Source organism: Pedobacter sp., assembly GCF_965279535.1.
Taxonomy (GTDB): Bacteria; Bacteroidota; Bacteroidia; order Sphingobacteriales; family Sphingobacteriaceae; genus Pedobacter.
In genome coordinates this window covers 498186-516486 of record NZ_OZ257244.1, presented here as the reverse complement: position 1 = coordinate 516486, position 18301 = coordinate 498186, and the positions used below count along the sequence as shown (strand labels likewise).

Sequence of the window (18301 nt, the reverse complement as noted above, 5' to 3'; positions counted from 1 at the left end):
TTCAAACAAAGACATTCTATTTGCGTTTATATGCCATGAGAAAATTTATTTATCTATTCTTTGTTCTTACATTATCATTTCCGGCCTTTAGTCAACAAGATACAGCAGCCTATGCTGCACAACGTGCCAAAATAAATGCTTTACTTGCAGAAAGAAGTACAAGATTTGGTCAATACGATGAAAGTTTAAATCAAAGAACAGGTATTTTCGGCTGGCAGACTAAGCGGGATATCAAAAACTCAAACGAAATTCTTCGTCAGGTGGTTATTACCGATAATAACATTTTTAAAGAATTAAAGGTGCTGATGGAATATAAGGATTTGCAAAATCAGCAAAAAGTTGCTGTTGCTGACCAATCTCAGCAACGCATGGAGCGTTACATGCAAACCATTAAGAAACTTCAGGATCAAAATGAACAATTAAAAGCAGCTGCAGAAAGCAGGGCTAAATCGAGAAATATATCTACCTACGTAATTGTTTTCCTGCTATTAATAATGGCAGGAGGGTTTTATTTTCTATTAAAAAAAATAGAGCAATACAAAAAGTATGAAAAGAGCAATGTTTAAGATTCTGGTTAAAATTAACAATGCAATTTTACCAAGTTTGTATAAAAAAGATCCTAATAAGCTAACAAACCTTCAGAAGGCAATTTTAGGTTATCGCTATTGGGTATTGAAGCAGGCTTTAGAATAAAAAAGGCCTCTCAAACATTCATTTCGAGAGGCCCATAGTCTTATTTAGGTTACTTCTTAAAGTGCTCGATAATTAATGTAGCCAATTCAGTACCAATACGTTCTTGGGCTTCGTTTGTTGAGGCTCCGATATGTGGTGTTAAAGAAATTTTAGGGTGGGTTAAAATTTCTGCCAATGGAGTTGGTTCGTTATCGAAAACATCTAAACCAGCAAATGCTACTTTTCCAGCATCTAAGGCCGCTATAAGTGCAGGCTCGTCAATTGTTCCTCCACGCGAACAGTTTACAATTCCAACACCTTTCTTCATCTTAGCAAACTCTTCCTCACCTAAGATCGGTTTGTCTGCAAATGGTGTGTGTAAACTGATGAAGTCACTTCCGGCAATTACTTCATCTAAAGCAATGGTTTTAATTGGAATGCTTACCGATTTGCCGCCCTGGAATTCTAAAGTGATTTCAGTTTCCAATGGATATAAATCATATGCTAAAACATTCATTCCCAATCCTAAAGCAACTTTAGCAGTAGCGCGACCGATACGTCCAAAACCAATAATACCAATGGTTTTACCGCTTAACTCAGTTCCTTTAGCATAAGCTTTTTTAAGGTTGTTAAATTGTGTTGAACCTTCAACCGGCATTTTACGATTTGCATCCTGCAAGAATCTTATTCCTGTGAATAAATGAGAAAATACCAATTCGGCAACAGATAATGACGATGCTGCAGGTGTATTTACTACAGAAATACCTTGGCTACGAGCATATTCTACATCGATATTATCCATACCAACACCACCCCTGCCAATTAATTTAATGTTAGGTACAGCGTCAATAAGCTCTTTTCTAACTTTAGTGGCACTACGTACAGTTATCGCATCGTAGTTCTTCAAAGCCTCAGCTAATTGATCCTGAGGAACGGTTTCTGTATCAACAGTAAAACCTGCCTTCTCTAATAATTCTTTACCGATTGGATCAATTCCATCGTTTGCTAAAATCTTAATCATTGTTGTATTTTGAATGTCCAGCTAAAATTATGATTGGATAAATTATCGAATGAGTGAATTAATAAATGTTGGCAACAGCATAAATCACTCATTCAATATTTAAAACTCAAGCATTTTTAACCAGTAATGGCATTTATATATTAGTTTGCTTTTGCTTGTTTTTCTTCAAATAATTGCATTGCATCTACCAGAGCATGTACACTTGTAATTGGTAATGCATTGTAAAGAGATGCTCTGAAACCGCCAACACTTCTGTGTCCTTTGATTCCTACAATACCATTATCTTCAGCAAATTTTAAGAAGGGTTTTTCTAATTCAGGGTTCTCCATTACGAAGCACACGTTCATTCTTGAGCGGTCTTCTATTTTGCAGGTTCCTTTGAAAAGCGGGTTTCTATCAATTTCTCTGTATAATGCTTCAGCTTTTGCTTTGTTTTCTGACTCAATCTGAGCTACACCACCTTTAGATTTCAACCAACGTAGATTTAATAAAGCCACATAGATAGAAAATACAGGAGGAGTATTATACATTGAACCATTATCAATATGAGCCTGGTAGTTTAACATTGAAGGGATTTTGCGATCAATTTTTCCCAACACTTCGTTTTTAACAATAGCAATAGTTAAACCAGCAGGTCCTACATTCTTTTGAGCACCAGCATAAATCAAATCGAATTTAGAAACATCAATTACACGGCTCATAATATCTGAAGACATATCACACACCACAGGAACATCAGTAGCCGGAACTTCAAATAATTCTGTACCATAAATGGTGTTGTTTGAAGTGTAGTGGAAATAAGCGCTATCTGCAGGGATTTCGAAATCTTTAGGAATATAAGTATAGTTTGCTTCTTTTGATGAAGCCACTACGTTAACATTGCCGATAAATTTAGCTTCCTTAAGTGCCTTTGTAGCCCACACACCTGAATCTAAATAACTAGCCGTTTGGCCATCACCCAAAAGATTCATTGGAACCATTGCAAACTGTAAACTTGCACCACCTTGTAAGAATAAAACCGAATAACCCGATGGAACGTTTAATAATTCTTTAACCAACTTTTCAGCTTCAGCAACAACCGCTTCAAACTCGGATGTTCTGTGTGAAATTTCTAGAATTGATAATCCATCGTTAAAATCTAAAACAGCCTGTGCGGCTTGTTTAAACACTTCTTGAGGTAAAATACAAGGGCCTGCGCCGAAATTATGCTTCATGTTATTATATAATGTTTTATGGGCGTAAATGTAAAATTTTTAAAGGAGTTATGCCTATAAAATCGTATTATAAAAAATTAAATTTTGTTAAAAAAAAGGCAAAATTGCACGATTTTGTTGCAGTTTTTGCAATCATTCTTAGGGTAGTATAAGTAAATTTATATTATTGCCTTTTTTGCAATGAAAATGAACGTCAAAATGACTACCTGTTTGATGGGGAATCAAGCTTCTTTTAATGAAAATAGTTTATTCAATCGCTGGATTAGCTTATTTGCCATTTTTAAATTTAACAATCAATTTTAAATTAAATTGTCGTCCGGTAAGATAATTTGGAATGGCATACTGAACATTGTTAACATCTTTAAGCCATAAATAGGAAACTGTATTGTCAATATTCAACAGATTGAAAATCTCAAAAAATAAGATTACGGAGCTGAAATTTTTGTCTAAAAACTTAGGTTTATGTAAGGCCCCATCATCTAAAAAATCCTTTGAAAAACCAATATCTACACGTTTGTAAGAAGGTATATAAAATTTGTCGGAATATCTGGGGCTTTGTGCAGGTCCAATAGGTAATCTTGCACCATATAATGCGTTTAAATGCACTTTGTAGGTAGGGCTGTTTAATAATTTATCCTGAAAAAATACAGAGAAATTTACCCTTTGATCTGTTGGACGTTTTAAATAACCAGGATAGAATGTTTCTCCATTTTGGGTATAACTATCGTTGATGATATCCTCGTTGGCATGCATTAAAGACATCCTGAAATAGGAAACCAAATCTTTAACAAACTCCCCTCCTACGCTAAAATCTGCTCCGTAAGCAAAACCTTTGGATACTTCATTGGCCAGGTATTTTATTCTGAGGTTATCTATTTTATAAGGTATTAATCGATCAGAATATTTAAAGTATGCTTCGGATGTAAACTTAAGCCTTGTACCAAAAGCATCAAAAGCATAGTCGTAACCTAAGGATGCATTGTAGGAACTTTGCGCCTTTTGATTGATATTTAAAATTCCTGAGATGTCTCTAATCGTTCTGTAAGATGGCGGTTGTTTATAAACTCCGGCGGTGAACCTGAGTATTTTATTGTTAGAATTAGGGCGATAGGCAATTAGCAGTCGCGGGCTTATCAAAAGTTGCCTGCTCAATGAATTATAGGAAGATCTTGCACCTAATTGCAACTCAACGTTACCTGAAAGCGAATAACTGTCCTGGATATAAGCACCGTAATTCCTGATATTTAAGGTATTTTCGGCATTGATAACGTTTTGAAGAACAATATTTTTGCTGTTATTTGGCAAGATATACCCAGCTGAATCCGTATAGTTATATTCATTTAACCGATCATCGTAGGTGTACTGGTCGTACTTTAATCCCCAGGAGAAAACGTGATTGTTGAAGTTCTGATCTACTTTGATTTCGGATGTAAAAATTTTTGTATTGAGGTTATTCCGGCCATAATTGTAATAGCTTCCGATTCCCTTGTTTTTGTTAACTACACCAAATTCCTCTGGTGAAAAACTATTATCCACTTCCTGAAAAATATAGCTGCCATCAATATCAAACCGCTCTCTTTCAATTGTATTGAAGTAGCTGTTAATAAACTTAATCACCAAATTGGGCTTAGGTAAAAATGTAGCTGTTACTGCTGATCCAATGGTTTGATAATCATCTATTTCTTGTCCATTATAATCAACATTAAGGCGGAGGGTGGTATTCAGTGTTCCAAACTTCGTTTCTCTATTGGTAGGAATCAATTTGAACTGTCCGAGGTTGAAATTCCCCAATAAGCTGATGTTAAATTTTTCGGAAAAATCGTGCTGATATAAAAATTGAGCATCGGCAAAATTAGGGCTGTAACTTCCTGCCTCATCCTGTTTGATGAGGATACTTGAGTTATTTTTATACCGTAACCCGGCCAATAAAAAGCCTTTTTTAAATAGTCTTTTAGTAGATAACGAGGTGTTGAGCAGGCTGGTGCTAAAAATAGTCTGGTTGCTGTCAGGCCGGTCATACTTAATATCCAGAACTGATGACAGTTTATCACCATATTTGGCCTCAAAGCCTCCGGCTGAGAATTTGGCTTTGGAAATTAAGTCAGCGTTAATTGCACTTAATCCTTCTTGTTGTCCGTTGCGGATTAGAACGGGTCTGTTAATCTCCACATCGTTAATATAAATGAGATTTTCGTCAAAGTTTCCGCCTCTAACACTGTATTGTGCACTCAACTCATTGTTTGTAGATACTCCAGGAAGGGTTTTGAGCATGGTTTCAAAATTTCCCGAAACCAAAGGAATGGCAGAAAGGTCTGCTATATTGATTGTTGAGGCATTGCTAAGTTGATTTTGTTTGTTGGTAATGTTAACCTGATCCAATTCGTTGATATTTGCCACCAGGTGAATCATTTTAGTAATTCTCGCTCCAGAACGTTCGGTAAATTTTTGAATTTGAGGTTGATAACCCAGTAACGAATATTTAATATTGAAGTTCTTTTGCTTAGAATAGATGGTATAAACGCCAAATTCATCTGTGGAGGTCGATTGCGCCTGCCCCATCACAATTATGGTAACATTGGGTAGCGGTAGCTTTTCTTCGTTATAGACTATTCCGGAGATTCTAACTACAGGTTGTGCATGAGCTATACCCCATCCGGCAATTAGAAGAAAGAAGAGTAGCCTAAGTTTAAGCATGAGCGAACTAAATGTGTATAGCGCTGGTGGTCATGCTTTTCATTTTAGAAATCATTTCTGTTGGATTTTCTGCGGCAAATATGGCATTGCCTGCAACAAAAGCATTGGCTCCAGCTGATACTAATGTAGCAATATTTTGCAAACCAACACCCCCATCTACTTCAATTACCAAATCTTCATTTTTGCCCTGAATTAAAGCTTTTAGATCCTGAATTTTTTTATAAGTATTGTGAATGAATTTTTGTCCTCCAAAACCTGGATTTACCGACATAATCAACACAAGGTCCAAATCCTCAATCACATCCTGTAAAAGTGCTACAGGTGTATGGGGGTTCAAAGCAACGCCAGCTTTGCAGCCATTAGCCTTGATATTTTCGATTGTTCTGTGCAAATGGGTGCAAGCTTCATAATGCACAGTTATGCGATCTGCTCCTGCTTTCGCAAAGGCCTCAATATATTTATCCGGTTCAACGATCATTAAATGAACATCCAGGGTTTTCTTTGCATGCTTTTTTACAGCAGACATCACCGGAAAGCCAAAGGAAATATTGGGCACAAAAACACCATCCATTACATCAATGTGAAACCAATCCGCTTCACTTTGATTAATCATTTCTATATCACGTTGTAAATTGCCGAAATCAGCTGATAAAATGGAAGGTGCTATTATGTAATTCATCCTATAAAGATAACAAATCGACTTAAAAAAGGAAAAGCCTTTACAAATGATGAAAAGGCTGTTACAAAAGAAAGGGCTGGTTATTTTTGTAACCAACCCTTTACTTTAAATATTTAACGACTATGCCTGTGGAGCAGCCGGTTTTTCTGGTCTAGGTAATAATACTTTACGTGAAAGCTTCATTTTACCTTGTTTGTCAATATCTAACAATTTAACCTCGATGATATCTCCTTCTTTGAATACACCATCCATAGTTTCCAAACGTTTCCAATCAATTTCAGAAATGTGAAGTAAACCATCTTTACCTGGCATAATTTCTACGAAAGCACCGAAAGGCATAATTGATTTTACTTTACCAGTGTAAACTTCTCCAATTTCTGGTTTAGCAACAATTGCACGGATACGGGCAACAGCTGCATCAATTGAAGCTTTGTTATCTGCAAAAATTTCAACGTTACCTTTATTGTCAACCTCTTCGATAGAAATAGAAGCACCGGTTTCACGTTGCATTTCCTGAATAATTTTACCTCCCGGGCCGATAACAGCACCAATAAACTCTTTATCAATTACCAGTGATACGATACGTGGTGCATGAGGTTTGTAATCTACATTCGGCTCGCTAATTGTCTTCGTCATTTCGCCTAAAATGTGTAAACGACCTTCTTTTGCCTGATTTAAAGCTTTAGTTAAAACCTCGTAAGATAAGCCGTTGATTTTTAAGTCCATCTGACAAGCTACAATACCATTTTTAGTACCTGTAACTTTAAAGTCCATATCACCTAAATGATCTTCATCACCTAAGATATCAGATAAGATTGCATATTTCCCGGTTTCTTCGTCGGTGATTAAGCCCATTGCGATACCTGATACAGGTGCTTTGATTTTAATACCTGCATCCATAAGTGCCAAAGTACCAGCACAAACTGTAGCCATAGATGAAGAACCATTTGATTCTAAAATATCAGAAACTACACGGATAGTATAAGGATTTTCAGCACCCGTTGGTAATACTTTTTTCAATGAACGCATCGCTAAAGCACCGTGACCAATTTCACGACGACCAGCACCTCTGTTAGGTCTAACCTCACCTGTTGAGAAACCTGGGAAGTTATAGTGTAACAAGAATTTCTGATAGCCATTGATGAATGCACCATCGATCATTTGCTCGTCATCCTTGCTACCTAAAGTAACAGAAGTTAAAGATTGTGTTTCACCACGGGTAAAAACAGCCGAACCGTGAGCTGCAGGTAAATAACCTACTTCACTCCAGATTGGACGGATTTGCGTAGTTGAGCGACCATCTAAACGGATGCCTTCATTTAATAATAAGTTACGCACTGCATCATACTGAACATCATGGAAATAATGTTTAGCTAAGGCTTTAGTCAAATCAGCAGTATCTTCAGGCATTGCCTCGAAGAATTCGTTGATAATGGCTGTAAAACCTGCAGAACGCTCATCTTTTCCTGAACCAGATTTAGCTACTGCATAAACCTTATCATAAGTATCAGCATAAACTTTAGCTTTTAAATCTTCGTCATGCTCTTCGTGGTTATATTCACGTTTAACTGTTTTACCAGTTTCCTGTGTTAATTCAACCTGAACAGCACATTGTACTTTAATGGCATCGTGAGCAAATTTTAATGCTTCAACCATTTCTTCTTCCTGAATTTCATCAGCTTCACCTTCTACCATTACGATATCATTGGCAGAACCAGCCACAACAAATTCTAAAGTAGCACGCTCTAAATCGCTTAGGTAAGGATTGATTACCAATTTACCATCAATTTTTGCGACACGTACTTCTGAAATCGGGCCATTGAAAGGAATATCAGAAACAGCTAATGCAGCAGACGCTGCTAAACCTGCTAAGCAGTCAGGCATAATATTTTTATCAGCAGAGATCAAAGAGATCATTACTTGCGTATCTGCATGATAATCATCAGGGAATAATGGACGTAGCGCTCTATCTACTAAACGAGAGATTAATACTTCGTAATCAGATAATCTTGCTTCACGACGTAAAAAACCACCTGGGATACGGCCTGCAGCCGCATATTTTTCTTGATAGTCAACTGATAAGGGTAAGAAATCTGTTCCTGGTTTAGCACCTACAGTTGATACTACTGTTGCCAACAACATGGTATCACCCATTTTCACTACTACTGAACCATCAGCTTGTTTAGCCAATTTACCAGTTTCGATTTCTACCATTCTTCCATCGCCCAAATCGAACGATTTTTTTATTACATTCATTTAAAGTTAATTATGATGTGTTTTCCTCTTTCTACACATCGGGTTATATGTTTTTTATTTTTTGTTTTAACGCAAGATAGCGTAAAAAAAGCTTTCGGTAATATTTATCAGAAAATAATTATCGAAAAATTAAAAAAGCCATTCCCTGAAGAATGGCTTTCGCTGATAAGTTTGCGCTTATTTTTGTTTAATGATATCCCTTAGCGATAAAGCTTTGATGATAGCACGATAGCGCTCAATATCTTTTTTGTATAGGTAAGCCAAAATACCGCGGCGTTTACCTACCAATTTTTGAAGTGACAACTGTGTAGAGAAATCTTTACGATTTTTCTTTAAGTGTTCCGTTAAGTGCGCAATACGGTATGTAAACAACGCTACCTGACCTTCAGCAGAACCAGTGTTGGTTTCTACTTCGCCGTGTGTTTTAAAGATTTCGGCTTTCTTTTCTGAACTTAAATACATTCTTGAATAATATTAAAGCAATAAAATTAATTAATTGTGGCGCAAAGATAAGGGTATTTTTGTTTATAAGCAAAAGATTCAGCATAAAGCTTAAGGGGTTTGTTTTCTTAAACACTTAGCTTCAAAAATACATATTTGATCATTAGCCTGGTTTGCAATTTTTCTATTGATGATAAGTCGATTGTCATGTGTAAACACATCAATCATATCTCGTTAATTTTAAGCTTTGGCTTACGAATCACTATCGCCAGGCCTTGTGGTATTTTTAAAGGTTTGCCCCCCATTTATGGCTACTGAAGCCCTGATTAAGTTCTGATATTTTGAAAAAACGTTGTGAAGCAATTAAGCTGAGGTATGCGTTTTCACGCTTAGCTAGAATATGCTCGCGAGGAATATTAATGTCATGTAGCTTTAACCTGCCCATTATCCAAAATACAAAAAAATAATTCTTAAGCTATTCTTTTTATACTTTTGCGTAAACAATTTAACCTTTGGAAAAGAATCAATATAGCATATTTGAAAGTGAATTACGGGTACGTCCGGATGATATAGACATGTTTAACCATGTTCATAACAGTAAGTATCTTGATTATGTATTGGCCGCCCGTTACGAGCAAATGGAGAAGTTTTATGGGATGCCCTGGGAACATTTCACCAAACAAGGATTAGGTTGGGTAGTAAGCCATGTAGACATCAATTTTAAACGTCCGCTACTGATGAATGACCTGATGCTTATCCGTACCGGGATTTTAACCATGAATGATAAAGGATGCGCTGTCCAATTCGAAATCATTAATAAAAAGACTGGTAAAGTCGCATCTGATGGCATTTTTGATTACGTTTTGATTGATTTGAATACGGGCAGAGCAACAAAGGTTACCGAAGAAATGATTAAGGCTTATAGTATTTAGTTGTTTTTTATTAGCAAAATTAATCGCCAGCTCAAAAAATAGTCAGCAAAATTTGACAATTTGAAAAAATAACTATCTTTGTTACTATCAAAACGAACAGAACCATGATAGTATCTGCGATCCGCTTGAGGTTTTAAAACCAAGGATTCCCCTCCTTCTTACGCTATTTAAGGTATCAGCAAAATGCTGGATATCTACTGTTTTATTCATTACACTTTATTTTATTATATGTCACAGTCCACCAAGACCCAGGGCAAACTATCTTCTTTTTTTGAAGTATTGGTACAGTCATTAAAAGGCCATGAGGTTGATTTAACCTCAATCAGTATTAAACGCGCAATCATTTTATTAGCGATTCCAATGATGTTGGAAATGGCTATGGAATCCGTATTTGCCTTAGTAGATTTGTATTTTGTCGGTCATTTAGAAAATAGCAGTCATGCTATACAAACCGTTGGTTTAACAGAATCTGTGTTAACCATTATTTATTCCTTGGCAATCGGCCTTAGTATGGCTGCTACTGCAGTTGTAGCGCGAAGAATCGGAGAAAAAAATCCGGAAGCAGCGGCTAAGGCTGGTATGCAGACCATTGTAATCGCTGTAGCCATTAATTTGCTGATCAGTATTTTGGGTTTGATTTATGCCCGGGATATATTATTGTTAATGGGCGCTTCTATAGAGACAGCCAACCAGGGAACGGCCTTCGTTCGCATTATGATGGGTGGAAGCATTATTATCGTATTATTATTTTTAATCAATGGGATTTTCAGGGGCGCAGGTAATGCAGCAATTGCTATGAGGAGCCTTTGGATCGCTAATATTTCCAATATTATCCTCTGCCCTATTTTTATCAATGGTTTTGGTCCGGTTCCGGCATTTGGCTTAACAGGGGCAGCTATTGCGACAACAATTGGCAGGGGGATTGGTGTGAGCTATCAGGTTTACAATCTCTTTAATGGCAGAAATGCATTGAAAATTAAGATCAGCCACTTTATCCCGGATTTAGAACAAATTAAAGCCATTGTAAAAGTTGCTGCACCTGCCATTTTTCAATTTGTAATTGCAAGTTGCAGCTGGGTATTTTTAGCTGAATTGGTAGCAACCACAGGTGGTGATGAAGGCTCGGCGGGTTACCAGACCGCATTACGCTTGATGATGTTCTTTTTATTACCTGCCTGGGGATTGAGTAACGCGGCAGCGACATTAGTAGGCCAGAATTTGGGTGCCGGTCAGATAGAAAGGGCAGAAAAATCGGTTTTTCAAACCATGAAGTATACTTTTGTTTTTATGGCCGTAGTAAGTGTATTGTTCCTAACCTGTGGGCATTTATTTGCTGCATTCTTTACCGCTAATGAACAGGTGATTATGATTGCCAGTAAGGCATTAAAAATCCTGAGTATAGGTTTCGTTATTTACGGAATGGGAATGGTTTTGATCAGTGCCTTCAATGGTGCCGGTGATACCTGGACACCTACAAAGATCAATGTTTTTGCTTTCTGGCTATTTCAGATTCCCCTGGCCTACTTTCTGGCCAAATATTTAGCTATGGGGCCAACAGGTGTTTTTATAGCTATTCCTACTGCTGAGGTTGGGATTGCTATCGCAGCTTACTTATTATTTAAAAAGGGTAAGTGGAAGAAGACTATGGTTTAAGTTACTACACATCTGTATATTTCAATGATTTCCATAGGTATACAGATGTATTTTAACACATTATTGCCTGCTGCACTCCGGTACATTTATATCCGTTACTTTCCCTTGACGGAGATGAACATGAGAGCTTTTAGAAGATATAAATTTCGATCTTCCGTTTTACTCTCAGAGCACTTATTTATTTACCTTAAAAAACATATCTTTGCGCAAAGATGAAGCATATACGTAATTTTTGCATTATTGCACATATTGACCATGGTAAAAGTACTTTGGCTGATAGGTTATTAGAATATACCGCGACAATTTCGCAGCGTGAAGCGCAGGCGCAATTACTCGATAATATGGATTTGGAGCGTGAGAGAGGCATTACTATTAAAAGTCATGCCATACAAATGAACTACAAAGTTGGTGATATTGAGTATAATTTTAACTTAATTGATACACCAGGGCACGTAGATTTTTCTTATGAAGTTTCGCGTTCAATCGCGGCTTGTGAGGGGGCTTTACTTATTGTTGATGCCTCGCAAGGGATTCAAGCACAGACCATTTCGAACTTGTATCTGGCTTTAGAGCACGATCTTGAAATTATTCCCATTTTAAATAAAATGGATTTACCTGGTGCAATGCCAGAAGAAGTAAAAGACCAGATTATTGATTTGATTGGTTGCAAGCGTGAAGATATTATTCCTGCCTCAGGTAAAACCGGAATGGGAATTCCTGATATCATTCAGGCAATTGTAGATCGTGTTCCTGCTCCTGTTGGCGATCCTGAAGCACCTTTACAAGCATTGATTTTTGATTCAGTTTTTAATTCTTTCAGAGGGATTATTGCTTACTATAAGGTTGTTAATGGTGAGATTAAAAAAGGTGATAAAGTAAAGTTCATCAATACCGGGAAAGAATATTTAGCTGACGAAGTTGGTATTTTAAAACTCGATATGGCTCCGCGTAATGTGGTTAAAACCGGAGATGTTGGTTACATTATTTCCGGAATTAAAGAAGCAAGAGAAGTTAAAGTTGGTGATACGATTACAACCACTGCCAGACCATCATTAGATGCAATTCAAGGATTTGAAGAGGTGAAACCAATGGTTTTCGCTGGTATTTATCCTGTTGATACCGATGAGTTTGAAGAACTTCGCGAAGCCATGCATAAGCTGCAGTTGAATGATGCATCTATCGTTTTTGAGCCAGAAAGTTCTGCTGCATTAGGCTTTGGTTTCCGTTGCGGATTCTTAGGTATGCTGCACATGGAGATTATCCAGGAACGTTTAGAGCGTGAGTTCGACATGACGGTAATTACTACCGTTCCCAACGTATCATATATTGCTTATACGACTAAAGGCGATGAAATTTTTGTAAATAATCCATCTGATTTACCTGATCCAAGTAAGTTAGATTCTGTTGAGGAACCATTTATTAAAGCTAACATTATTACCAAAGCTGATTTTGTTGGACCTGTAATGTCACTCTGTATTCAGAAAAGAGGAACAATTGTAAATCAATCATATTTAACATCTGATAGAGTTGAGTTGGTTTTTGAAATGCCGATGGGCGAAATTGTATTTGATTTTTACGATAAATTGAAAACGATTTCAAAAGGCTACGCATCTTTCGATTATCATCAGGTTGGTTACCGTAAATCGGATCTGGTTCGTTTAGATATGTTAATAAATGATGAGCCGGTTGATGCTTTATCTTCATTGATTCACCGCAGTAATGCTTACGATTTCGGAAAGAAAATCTGTGAGAAATTAAAAGAACTGATCCCTCGTCAACAATTTGAAATTAAAATCCAGGCTTCTATCGGTGCTAAAGTTATTGCCCGTGAAACACTCAGCGCTTTAAGGAAAGATGTAACGGCCAAATGTTATGGTGGTGATATCTCCCGTAAGCGTAAGTTATTGGAAAAACAGAAAAAAGGTAAAAAACGCATGCGTCAGGTAGGAAATGTAGAAATTCCGCAGACAGCATTTATGGCAGTTTTGAAATTAGATTAATTATAGACACAAGATTTGAGTATCAAGTAGCAAGACCGTTGCACTTGATACTTATTACTTGATACTCGATACTTAAAAATGAAATTATTAGACGGTAAATACGTATCAGAAAAAGTTAAAGTTCAGATTGCTGAAGAAGCAGCAGATTTTTTAAACCAAACCGGTAGAAAACCACATTTAGTAGCCATATTAGTTGGAAATGACGGTGGTAGTGAAACCTATGTGGCCAGCAAGATGAAAAACTGCGAAAAAGTAGGTTTTAAGTCTTCGCTTCACAGGTATGATAATTCAGTTACGGAGGCGGAGTTACTTGCTAAAATCGAAGAAATAAATCAGGATGCTGATGTAGATGGTTTAATTGTTCAATTGCCACTTCCAAAGCATATTGATCCTGAAAAAGTAACAGAGAAAATTGATTATCGTAAAGATGTAGATGGTTTTCATCCGGTTAACCTTGGCCGTATGATGCGCAATTTACCTTGTTTCATTCCGGCAACTCCTTACGGGATATTATTGATGTTGCAAGAGTACAATATCGATACCACAGGAAAGCATTGTGTAGTAGTTGGAAGAAGTAACATTGTGGGTAGTCCTATGAGTATTTTAATGGCTCGAAATGCTAATCCCGGTAACTGTACGGTAACCCTTACCCACTCCAGAACCAAAGATTTAAAAGAGCAGGTTTTACAGGCGGATATTATTGTTGCAGCAATTGGCAAGAAGAATTTTGTAACTGCAGATATGGTTAAACCTGGCGCTATCATTATTGATGTTGGCATCAATCGTGAAACCTCAACGGAAACTAAATCTGGCTTTAAACTATTTGGTGATGTTGATTTTGACAACGTAGCACCTAAATCATCATACATTACGCCTGTACCAGGTGGTGTTGGATTAATGACTATTGTCGGCTTGTTAAAAAATACACTGGCATCTGCCAGAAAAGAGATATATAGTTAGTATAATTCTATCTCATTAACTCATTGAAGGCGAATCTGTTGATTCGCTTTTTTATTTACGTATGATTTTGAATTGTTATACGTAAATATTAAATTTGTGTATGGATGCTAAATTAACTTTGAGCTTTGATAAGGATATAGTCGAAAGAGCGAAAAAATATGCGGCCGAACAAAATATCAGTTTGTCTCGTCTTATCGAACATCTACTTACCCAGGTTACCGCTAAACCATACCCTTCTCTCGAAGATTTTCCAATCTCCGATTGGGTTCGAATGATCTCTGAAGGGGAAATAGAATATAAGAAAACACCACCGTCATCCAGAAAATCATCCAAAGAAGATTTCTTTTCCAACAAGAAATAATGAAGAAAATTTTCCTGGATGCCAATGTGCTGGTTTCTGTGCTCAATAAAGAATATCCCATGTTCAGCTATTCGTCCCGAATTCTCAGCCTGGCGAGTCAACCAGCATTTGAGGTATATACTACACCTCTTTGTCTGGCAATCGCCTTCTACTTTTCGGAGAAAAAGCACGGTACAAACCTTGCCAAGCATAAAATAAATATACTTTGTCAGCACATTAAAATTGCTGAAAATACTGCAGAAGGAGTTATTTCAACATTAGGTGATAAGCGGATCAATGATTTTGAAGATGGTTTAGAATATTTTGCAGCACTTGCCAGTGGGTGTACCTGTATTATCACTGAAGATACCGATGATTTCTATTTTTCATCCATTGAAGTACTGAGTTGTAAAGATTTTTTTGACCGCCACCTGTTGAATTAAATTTCTAATTCCAAAGTTTAGTCCACCAACTCTCCTTAAATCCTATATATAAGCCATCATCTTTTATCTCGATTGGATAAACATCGATGTAGTCGCCTTGCCCTTCTGCGCCTCTCCCTGTTTTTAAATCGTATTCATAACGATGTATTGGACAAACCAAATTACCCTTTTTGCACCAACCTCCATCAAAATGACCACCAGCATGCGGACAGAAAGCTTGAGTGGCGTAAATTTGATTGCCATCATTGATGATACAAATTTGTTTGCTGTCAATTTTAACTGTTTTAATTGAATCAGTTATGGGTAATTGTGCTTTATTTAGAACTTTGAGCCATCGCATAAACCAAAATTACACAATTAAATATCAGTCTTATTTCATCTTTACATTAATTTCTAACTCATAGGCGTTTAGACCATATTTTTTTAGGATATTTGCAACCTCAAAAATGAAACAGCAGATTCCAGAAGACGGCACATTACTTCCATTAATGGAAGAGTTCTATACTATTCAAGGTGAAGGATTTAATACAGGTAAGGCAGCATACTTTATTCGCCTGGGCGGATGTGATGTAGGATGCCACTGGTGCGATGTAAAGGAAAGCTGGGATGCAGAGATGCACCCATTAACTCCTGCAGATGTTATCGTTACAAATGCAGACCAATATCCGGGAAAAGCTGTAGTAATTACTGGTGGTGAGCCACTTATCTATAACCTCGATTACTTAACACAGCAGTTAAAGAATCGTGGTATTTTAACTTTCATTGAAACCTCCGGCGCTTACCCCCTTTCGGGGCATTGGGACTGGATTTGTCTTTCCCCAAAGAAGTTTAAAGCTCCGCGACCAGACATCACTCCTTTTGCCAATGAATTGAAAGTGATTGTTTTTAACAAGAGTGATTTCAAATGGGCAGAAGAGTATGCTGCAATGGTATCTCCTACCTGTAAGCTATATCTTCAACCCGAGTGGTCTAAATCTAAAGAAATTACCCCAATGATTATTGATTACGTAATGGCTAATCCAAAATGGGAAATTTCGTTGCAAACACATAAGTTTTTAAATATTCCCTAAATAGTTTACATTAGCTTGTATAACCCATGCTAATGTAATGAAGTATTGCTTAATCTTTTTATTGATCAGCTTTTCGCTGTTCAGCTTCGGACAAGGATCATCGAACAGAAAAGCACAGAATTTATTTGAGAAGGCGAATCTCTTAATTCAAAAAGAAGATTATGTAGGTGCTTCTGCAGCTTTAGCTGAAGCTACAAGTGCCGATCCAAATTTTCAGGATGCTTTTATTTTATTAGGTGATGCTAATCGTTTGCAGAAGAAATATTCTTTAGCCAGGCAAGCCTATAAAAAAGCAACCGATATCAATTCAAATGTAAAACCGCTTGTTAAATACTATTTAGCGGAAACTGAATTTGCTTCAGGAGAGTATCTGTTAGCAAAGCAAGATTTCCAGGATTTTTTAACAGCAGACAGGTCTTCCGATAGGGCAAATCGGGCGAAGAAATATCTTCTGGATTGCGATTTTGCCAGTGAAGCAATAAAAAAGACGGTTAAATATACACCGCAAAATTTAGGCTCTGGTGTAAATACAACAGATGCAGAATACTTTCCAGCACTAACAGCTGATGGTGAGACCTTGATTTTCACCCGTCAAATTAATGAAAATGAAGATTTTTGGATGTCGCATTTTAAGGATAACACCTGGACTACGGCTGTTCCACTTTCTACCAAAATAAACACCATTCGTTATAATGAAGGTGCTCAAACCATTTCTCCGGATGGTAAGTATCTCTTTTTTACGGGTTGTAATCGCCCAGACGGAATGGGAAGATGCGATATATATGTATCTCACCGGGAAGGAAATGATTGGGGTGAACCCTATAACGTTGGCGCTCCGGTTAACTCAGAATTTTGGGAATCACAGCCTACAATTAGCCCTGATGGCAGAACACTATATTTTATCAGCAATCGCCCCGGGGGATCAGGTGGTTATGATATTTGGAAAAGCACCATTACAGACGATGCTAAATGGGGACCTGCGATTAATTTAGGACCGGAAATCAATACTGCTTATGATGAAAATACTCCCTTTCTTCATGCAGATGGAAAAACGCTTTACTTTGCCTCGAATGGTTGGCCAGGATTTGGAAATAAGGATATTTATTATAGCCGAATGGATGAATCTGGTAAATGGCAAAAACCTGTTAATATTGGATATCCCATTAATTCTTTTGAAGATGAAAGCGGTTTAATTGTGAGTGCTGACGGGAATTTGGGTTTCTTTTCAAGCAATCTAAATGGAGGTTTAGGCAAGCAGGATATCTACAGCTTTGGAATTCCTGCAGATGTGAAGCCTCTGAAAGTAACTTATGTGAAAGGCACTGTTAGGGATCGGGAAACCAAGAAAACTATAGAAAGCAATGTTCAGGTGGTTGATTTAAAGACTAATAAGACTGTATTTGATGATTATACTGATGCAGAAACCGGAGAGTTTTTGGCTGTAATGCCCGTTGGCAGCAACTACCTGTTTAATGTGAATGCTGAAGGCTATTTATTTTACTCTGAAAACTTTGAGCCTAAAACCGGAGATATTAACAAGCCTTACCAGATTGAGGTTACCATGGATAAAATTAAAAGTGGCGCTAATGTTACCTTGAAGAATATCTTTTTCGATACTAATAAATACAATCTTCTCCCTGCTTCAATAAGGGAATTGGAACTGTTAATTAATTTTTTAAATGAGAACGAAAAGGTGGCGATTGAAATTCAAGGTCATACAGACAATATTGGTGATAATAAGCTCAATGAAAAATTATCATTTAATCGCGCTAATGCTGTATATGAATATTTAATTAAACATGAGATTCCAGCAAATCGTTTAACCTTTAAAGGGTTTGGTGCAAGCAAGCCTATGGCTGATAATAAGACTGAGCTGGGTAGAAAAAACAATCGCCGGACTTCATTTGTAATTACTAAAATTTAATC

Annotated in this window: 16 protein-coding genes; 9 read left to right on the top strand and 7 right to left on the bottom strand. The window is 37.0% G+C overall.

Features of this window, described 5'->3' with window-relative positions; genetic code table 11:
- Positions 1-35 precede the first annotated feature (35 nt).
- Positions 36-566: a hypothetical protein gene (locus tag ACQY77_RS01800; RefSeq protein WP_421939701.1), complete on the top strand. Its 531-nt coding sequence runs from the start codon at positions 36-38 to the stop codon at positions 564-566.
- A 176-nt stretch (positions 567-742) separates the two neighbouring features.
- On the opposite strand, the gene ACQY77_RS01795 is transcribed toward ACQY77_RS01800, so the two are convergent.
- The 6 genes from ACQY77_RS01795 to rpsO all read right to left on the bottom strand — a co-directional run bounded on the left by ACQY77_RS01795 (position 743) and on the right by rpsO (position 8998).
- A complete protein-coding gene (locus tag ACQY77_RS01795) occupies positions 743-1693 on the bottom strand; it encodes a D-2-hydroxyacid dehydrogenase (RefSeq protein WP_421939702.1) in 951 nt (316 codons plus the stop codon).
- A 140-nt stretch (positions 1694-1833) separates the two neighbouring features.
- Entirely contained in the window at positions 1834-2907 is a 1074-nt protein-coding gene (serC, locus tag ACQY77_RS01790) for a 3-phosphoserine/phosphohydroxythreonine transaminase (protein ID WP_421939703.1), read from the bottom strand.
- A gap of 267 nt (positions 2908-3174) precedes the next feature.
- Complete coding sequence (locus ACQY77_RS01785; protein WP_421939704.1) at positions 3175-5601, bottom strand: TonB-dependent receptor; 2427 nt, start codon at positions 5599-5601, stop codon at positions 3175-3177.
- Positions 5602-5608: 7 nt separating this feature from the next.
- On the bottom strand, positions 5609-6280 hold the full coding sequence (rpe, locus tag ACQY77_RS01780) for a ribulose-phosphate 3-epimerase (protein WP_421939705.1): 672 nt from the start codon (positions 6278-6280) through the stop codon (positions 5609-5611).
- Positions 6281-6400: 120 nt separating this feature from the next.
- Entirely contained in the window at positions 6401-8536 is a 2136-nt protein-coding gene (pnp, locus tag ACQY77_RS01775; protein ID WP_421939706.1) for a polyribonucleotide nucleotidyltransferase, read from the bottom strand.
- A gap of 177 nt (positions 8537-8713) precedes the next feature.
- On the bottom strand, positions 8714-8998 hold the full coding sequence (rpsO, locus tag ACQY77_RS01770) for a 30S ribosomal protein S15 (RefSeq protein WP_029285581.1): 285 nt from the start codon (positions 8996-8998) through the stop codon (positions 8714-8716).
- A 491-nt stretch (positions 8999-9489) separates the two neighbouring features.
- Between rpsO and ACQY77_RS01765 the strand changes: the two genes are divergently transcribed.
- The 6 genes from ACQY77_RS01765 (at position 9490) to ACQY77_RS01740 (ending at position 15305) form a co-directional block, all read left to right on the top strand.
- The gene (locus ACQY77_RS01765; RefSeq protein ID WP_421939707.1) at positions 9490-9909 is read left to right on the top strand and encodes an acyl-CoA thioesterase; all 420 of its coding nucleotides are present in this window, start codon (positions 9490-9492) and stop codon (positions 9907-9909) included.
- A 228-nt stretch (positions 9910-10137) separates the two neighbouring features.
- Complete coding sequence (locus tag ACQY77_RS01760; RefSeq protein ID WP_421939708.1) at positions 10138-11562, top strand: MATE family efflux transporter; 1425 nt, start codon at positions 10138-10140, stop codon at positions 11560-11562.
- A gap of 212 nt (positions 11563-11774) precedes the next feature.
- On the top strand, positions 11775-13562 hold the full coding sequence (gene lepA, locus ACQY77_RS01755; RefSeq protein WP_421939709.1) for a translation elongation factor 4: 1788 nt from the start codon (positions 11775-11777) through the stop codon (positions 13560-13562).
- Positions 13563-13640: 78 nt separating this feature from the next.
- Positions 13641-14522 (top strand): bifunctional 5,10-methylenetetrahydrofolate dehydrogenase/5,10-methenyltetrahydrofolate cyclohydrolase, encoded by an 882-nt coding sequence (locus ACQY77_RS01750; RefSeq protein WP_421939710.1) that lies wholly within the window; start codon positions 13641-13643, stop codon positions 14520-14522.
- A 100-nt stretch (positions 14523-14622) separates the two neighbouring features.
- Positions 14623-14883, top strand: a complete 261-nt coding sequence (locus ACQY77_RS01745; RefSeq protein WP_421939711.1) for a DUF6364 family protein — start codon at positions 14623-14625, stop codon at positions 14881-14883.
- Positions 14883-15305, top strand: coding sequence for a type II toxin-antitoxin system VapC family toxin (locus tag ACQY77_RS01740; RefSeq protein WP_421939712.1), 423 nt, complete (start codon positions 14883-14885; stop codon positions 15303-15305). Before ACQY77_RS01745 ends, ACQY77_RS01740 begins: the two co-directional genes overlap by 1 nt.
- Before the next feature lie 4 nt (positions 15306-15309).
- Here the strand turns inward: ACQY77_RS01740 and ACQY77_RS01735 are convergent, their stop codons facing one another.
- Positions 15310-15645 carry a Rieske (2Fe-2S) protein gene (locus tag ACQY77_RS01735; protein ID WP_421939713.1) on the bottom strand — a complete coding sequence of 112 codons (336 nt, stop codon included), beginning with the start codon at positions 15643-15645 and terminating at the stop codon, positions 15310-15312.
- A gap of 106 nt (positions 15646-15751) precedes the next feature.
- On the opposite strand from ACQY77_RS01735, the gene ACQY77_RS01730 reads away from it, so the two are divergent.
- Together ACQY77_RS01730 and ACQY77_RS01725 are read left to right on the top strand one after the other, a co-directional pair.
- On the top strand, positions 15752-16375 hold the full coding sequence (locus ACQY77_RS01730) for a 7-carboxy-7-deazaguanine synthase QueE (protein ID WP_421939714.1): 624 nt from the start codon (positions 15752-15754) through the stop codon (positions 16373-16375).
- A gap of 37 nt (positions 16376-16412) precedes the next feature.
- A complete protein-coding gene (locus tag ACQY77_RS01725) occupies positions 16413-18299 on the top strand; it encodes an OmpA family protein (protein ID WP_421939715.1) in 1887 nt (628 codons plus the stop codon).
- Positions 18300-18301 lie beyond the last annotated feature (2 nt).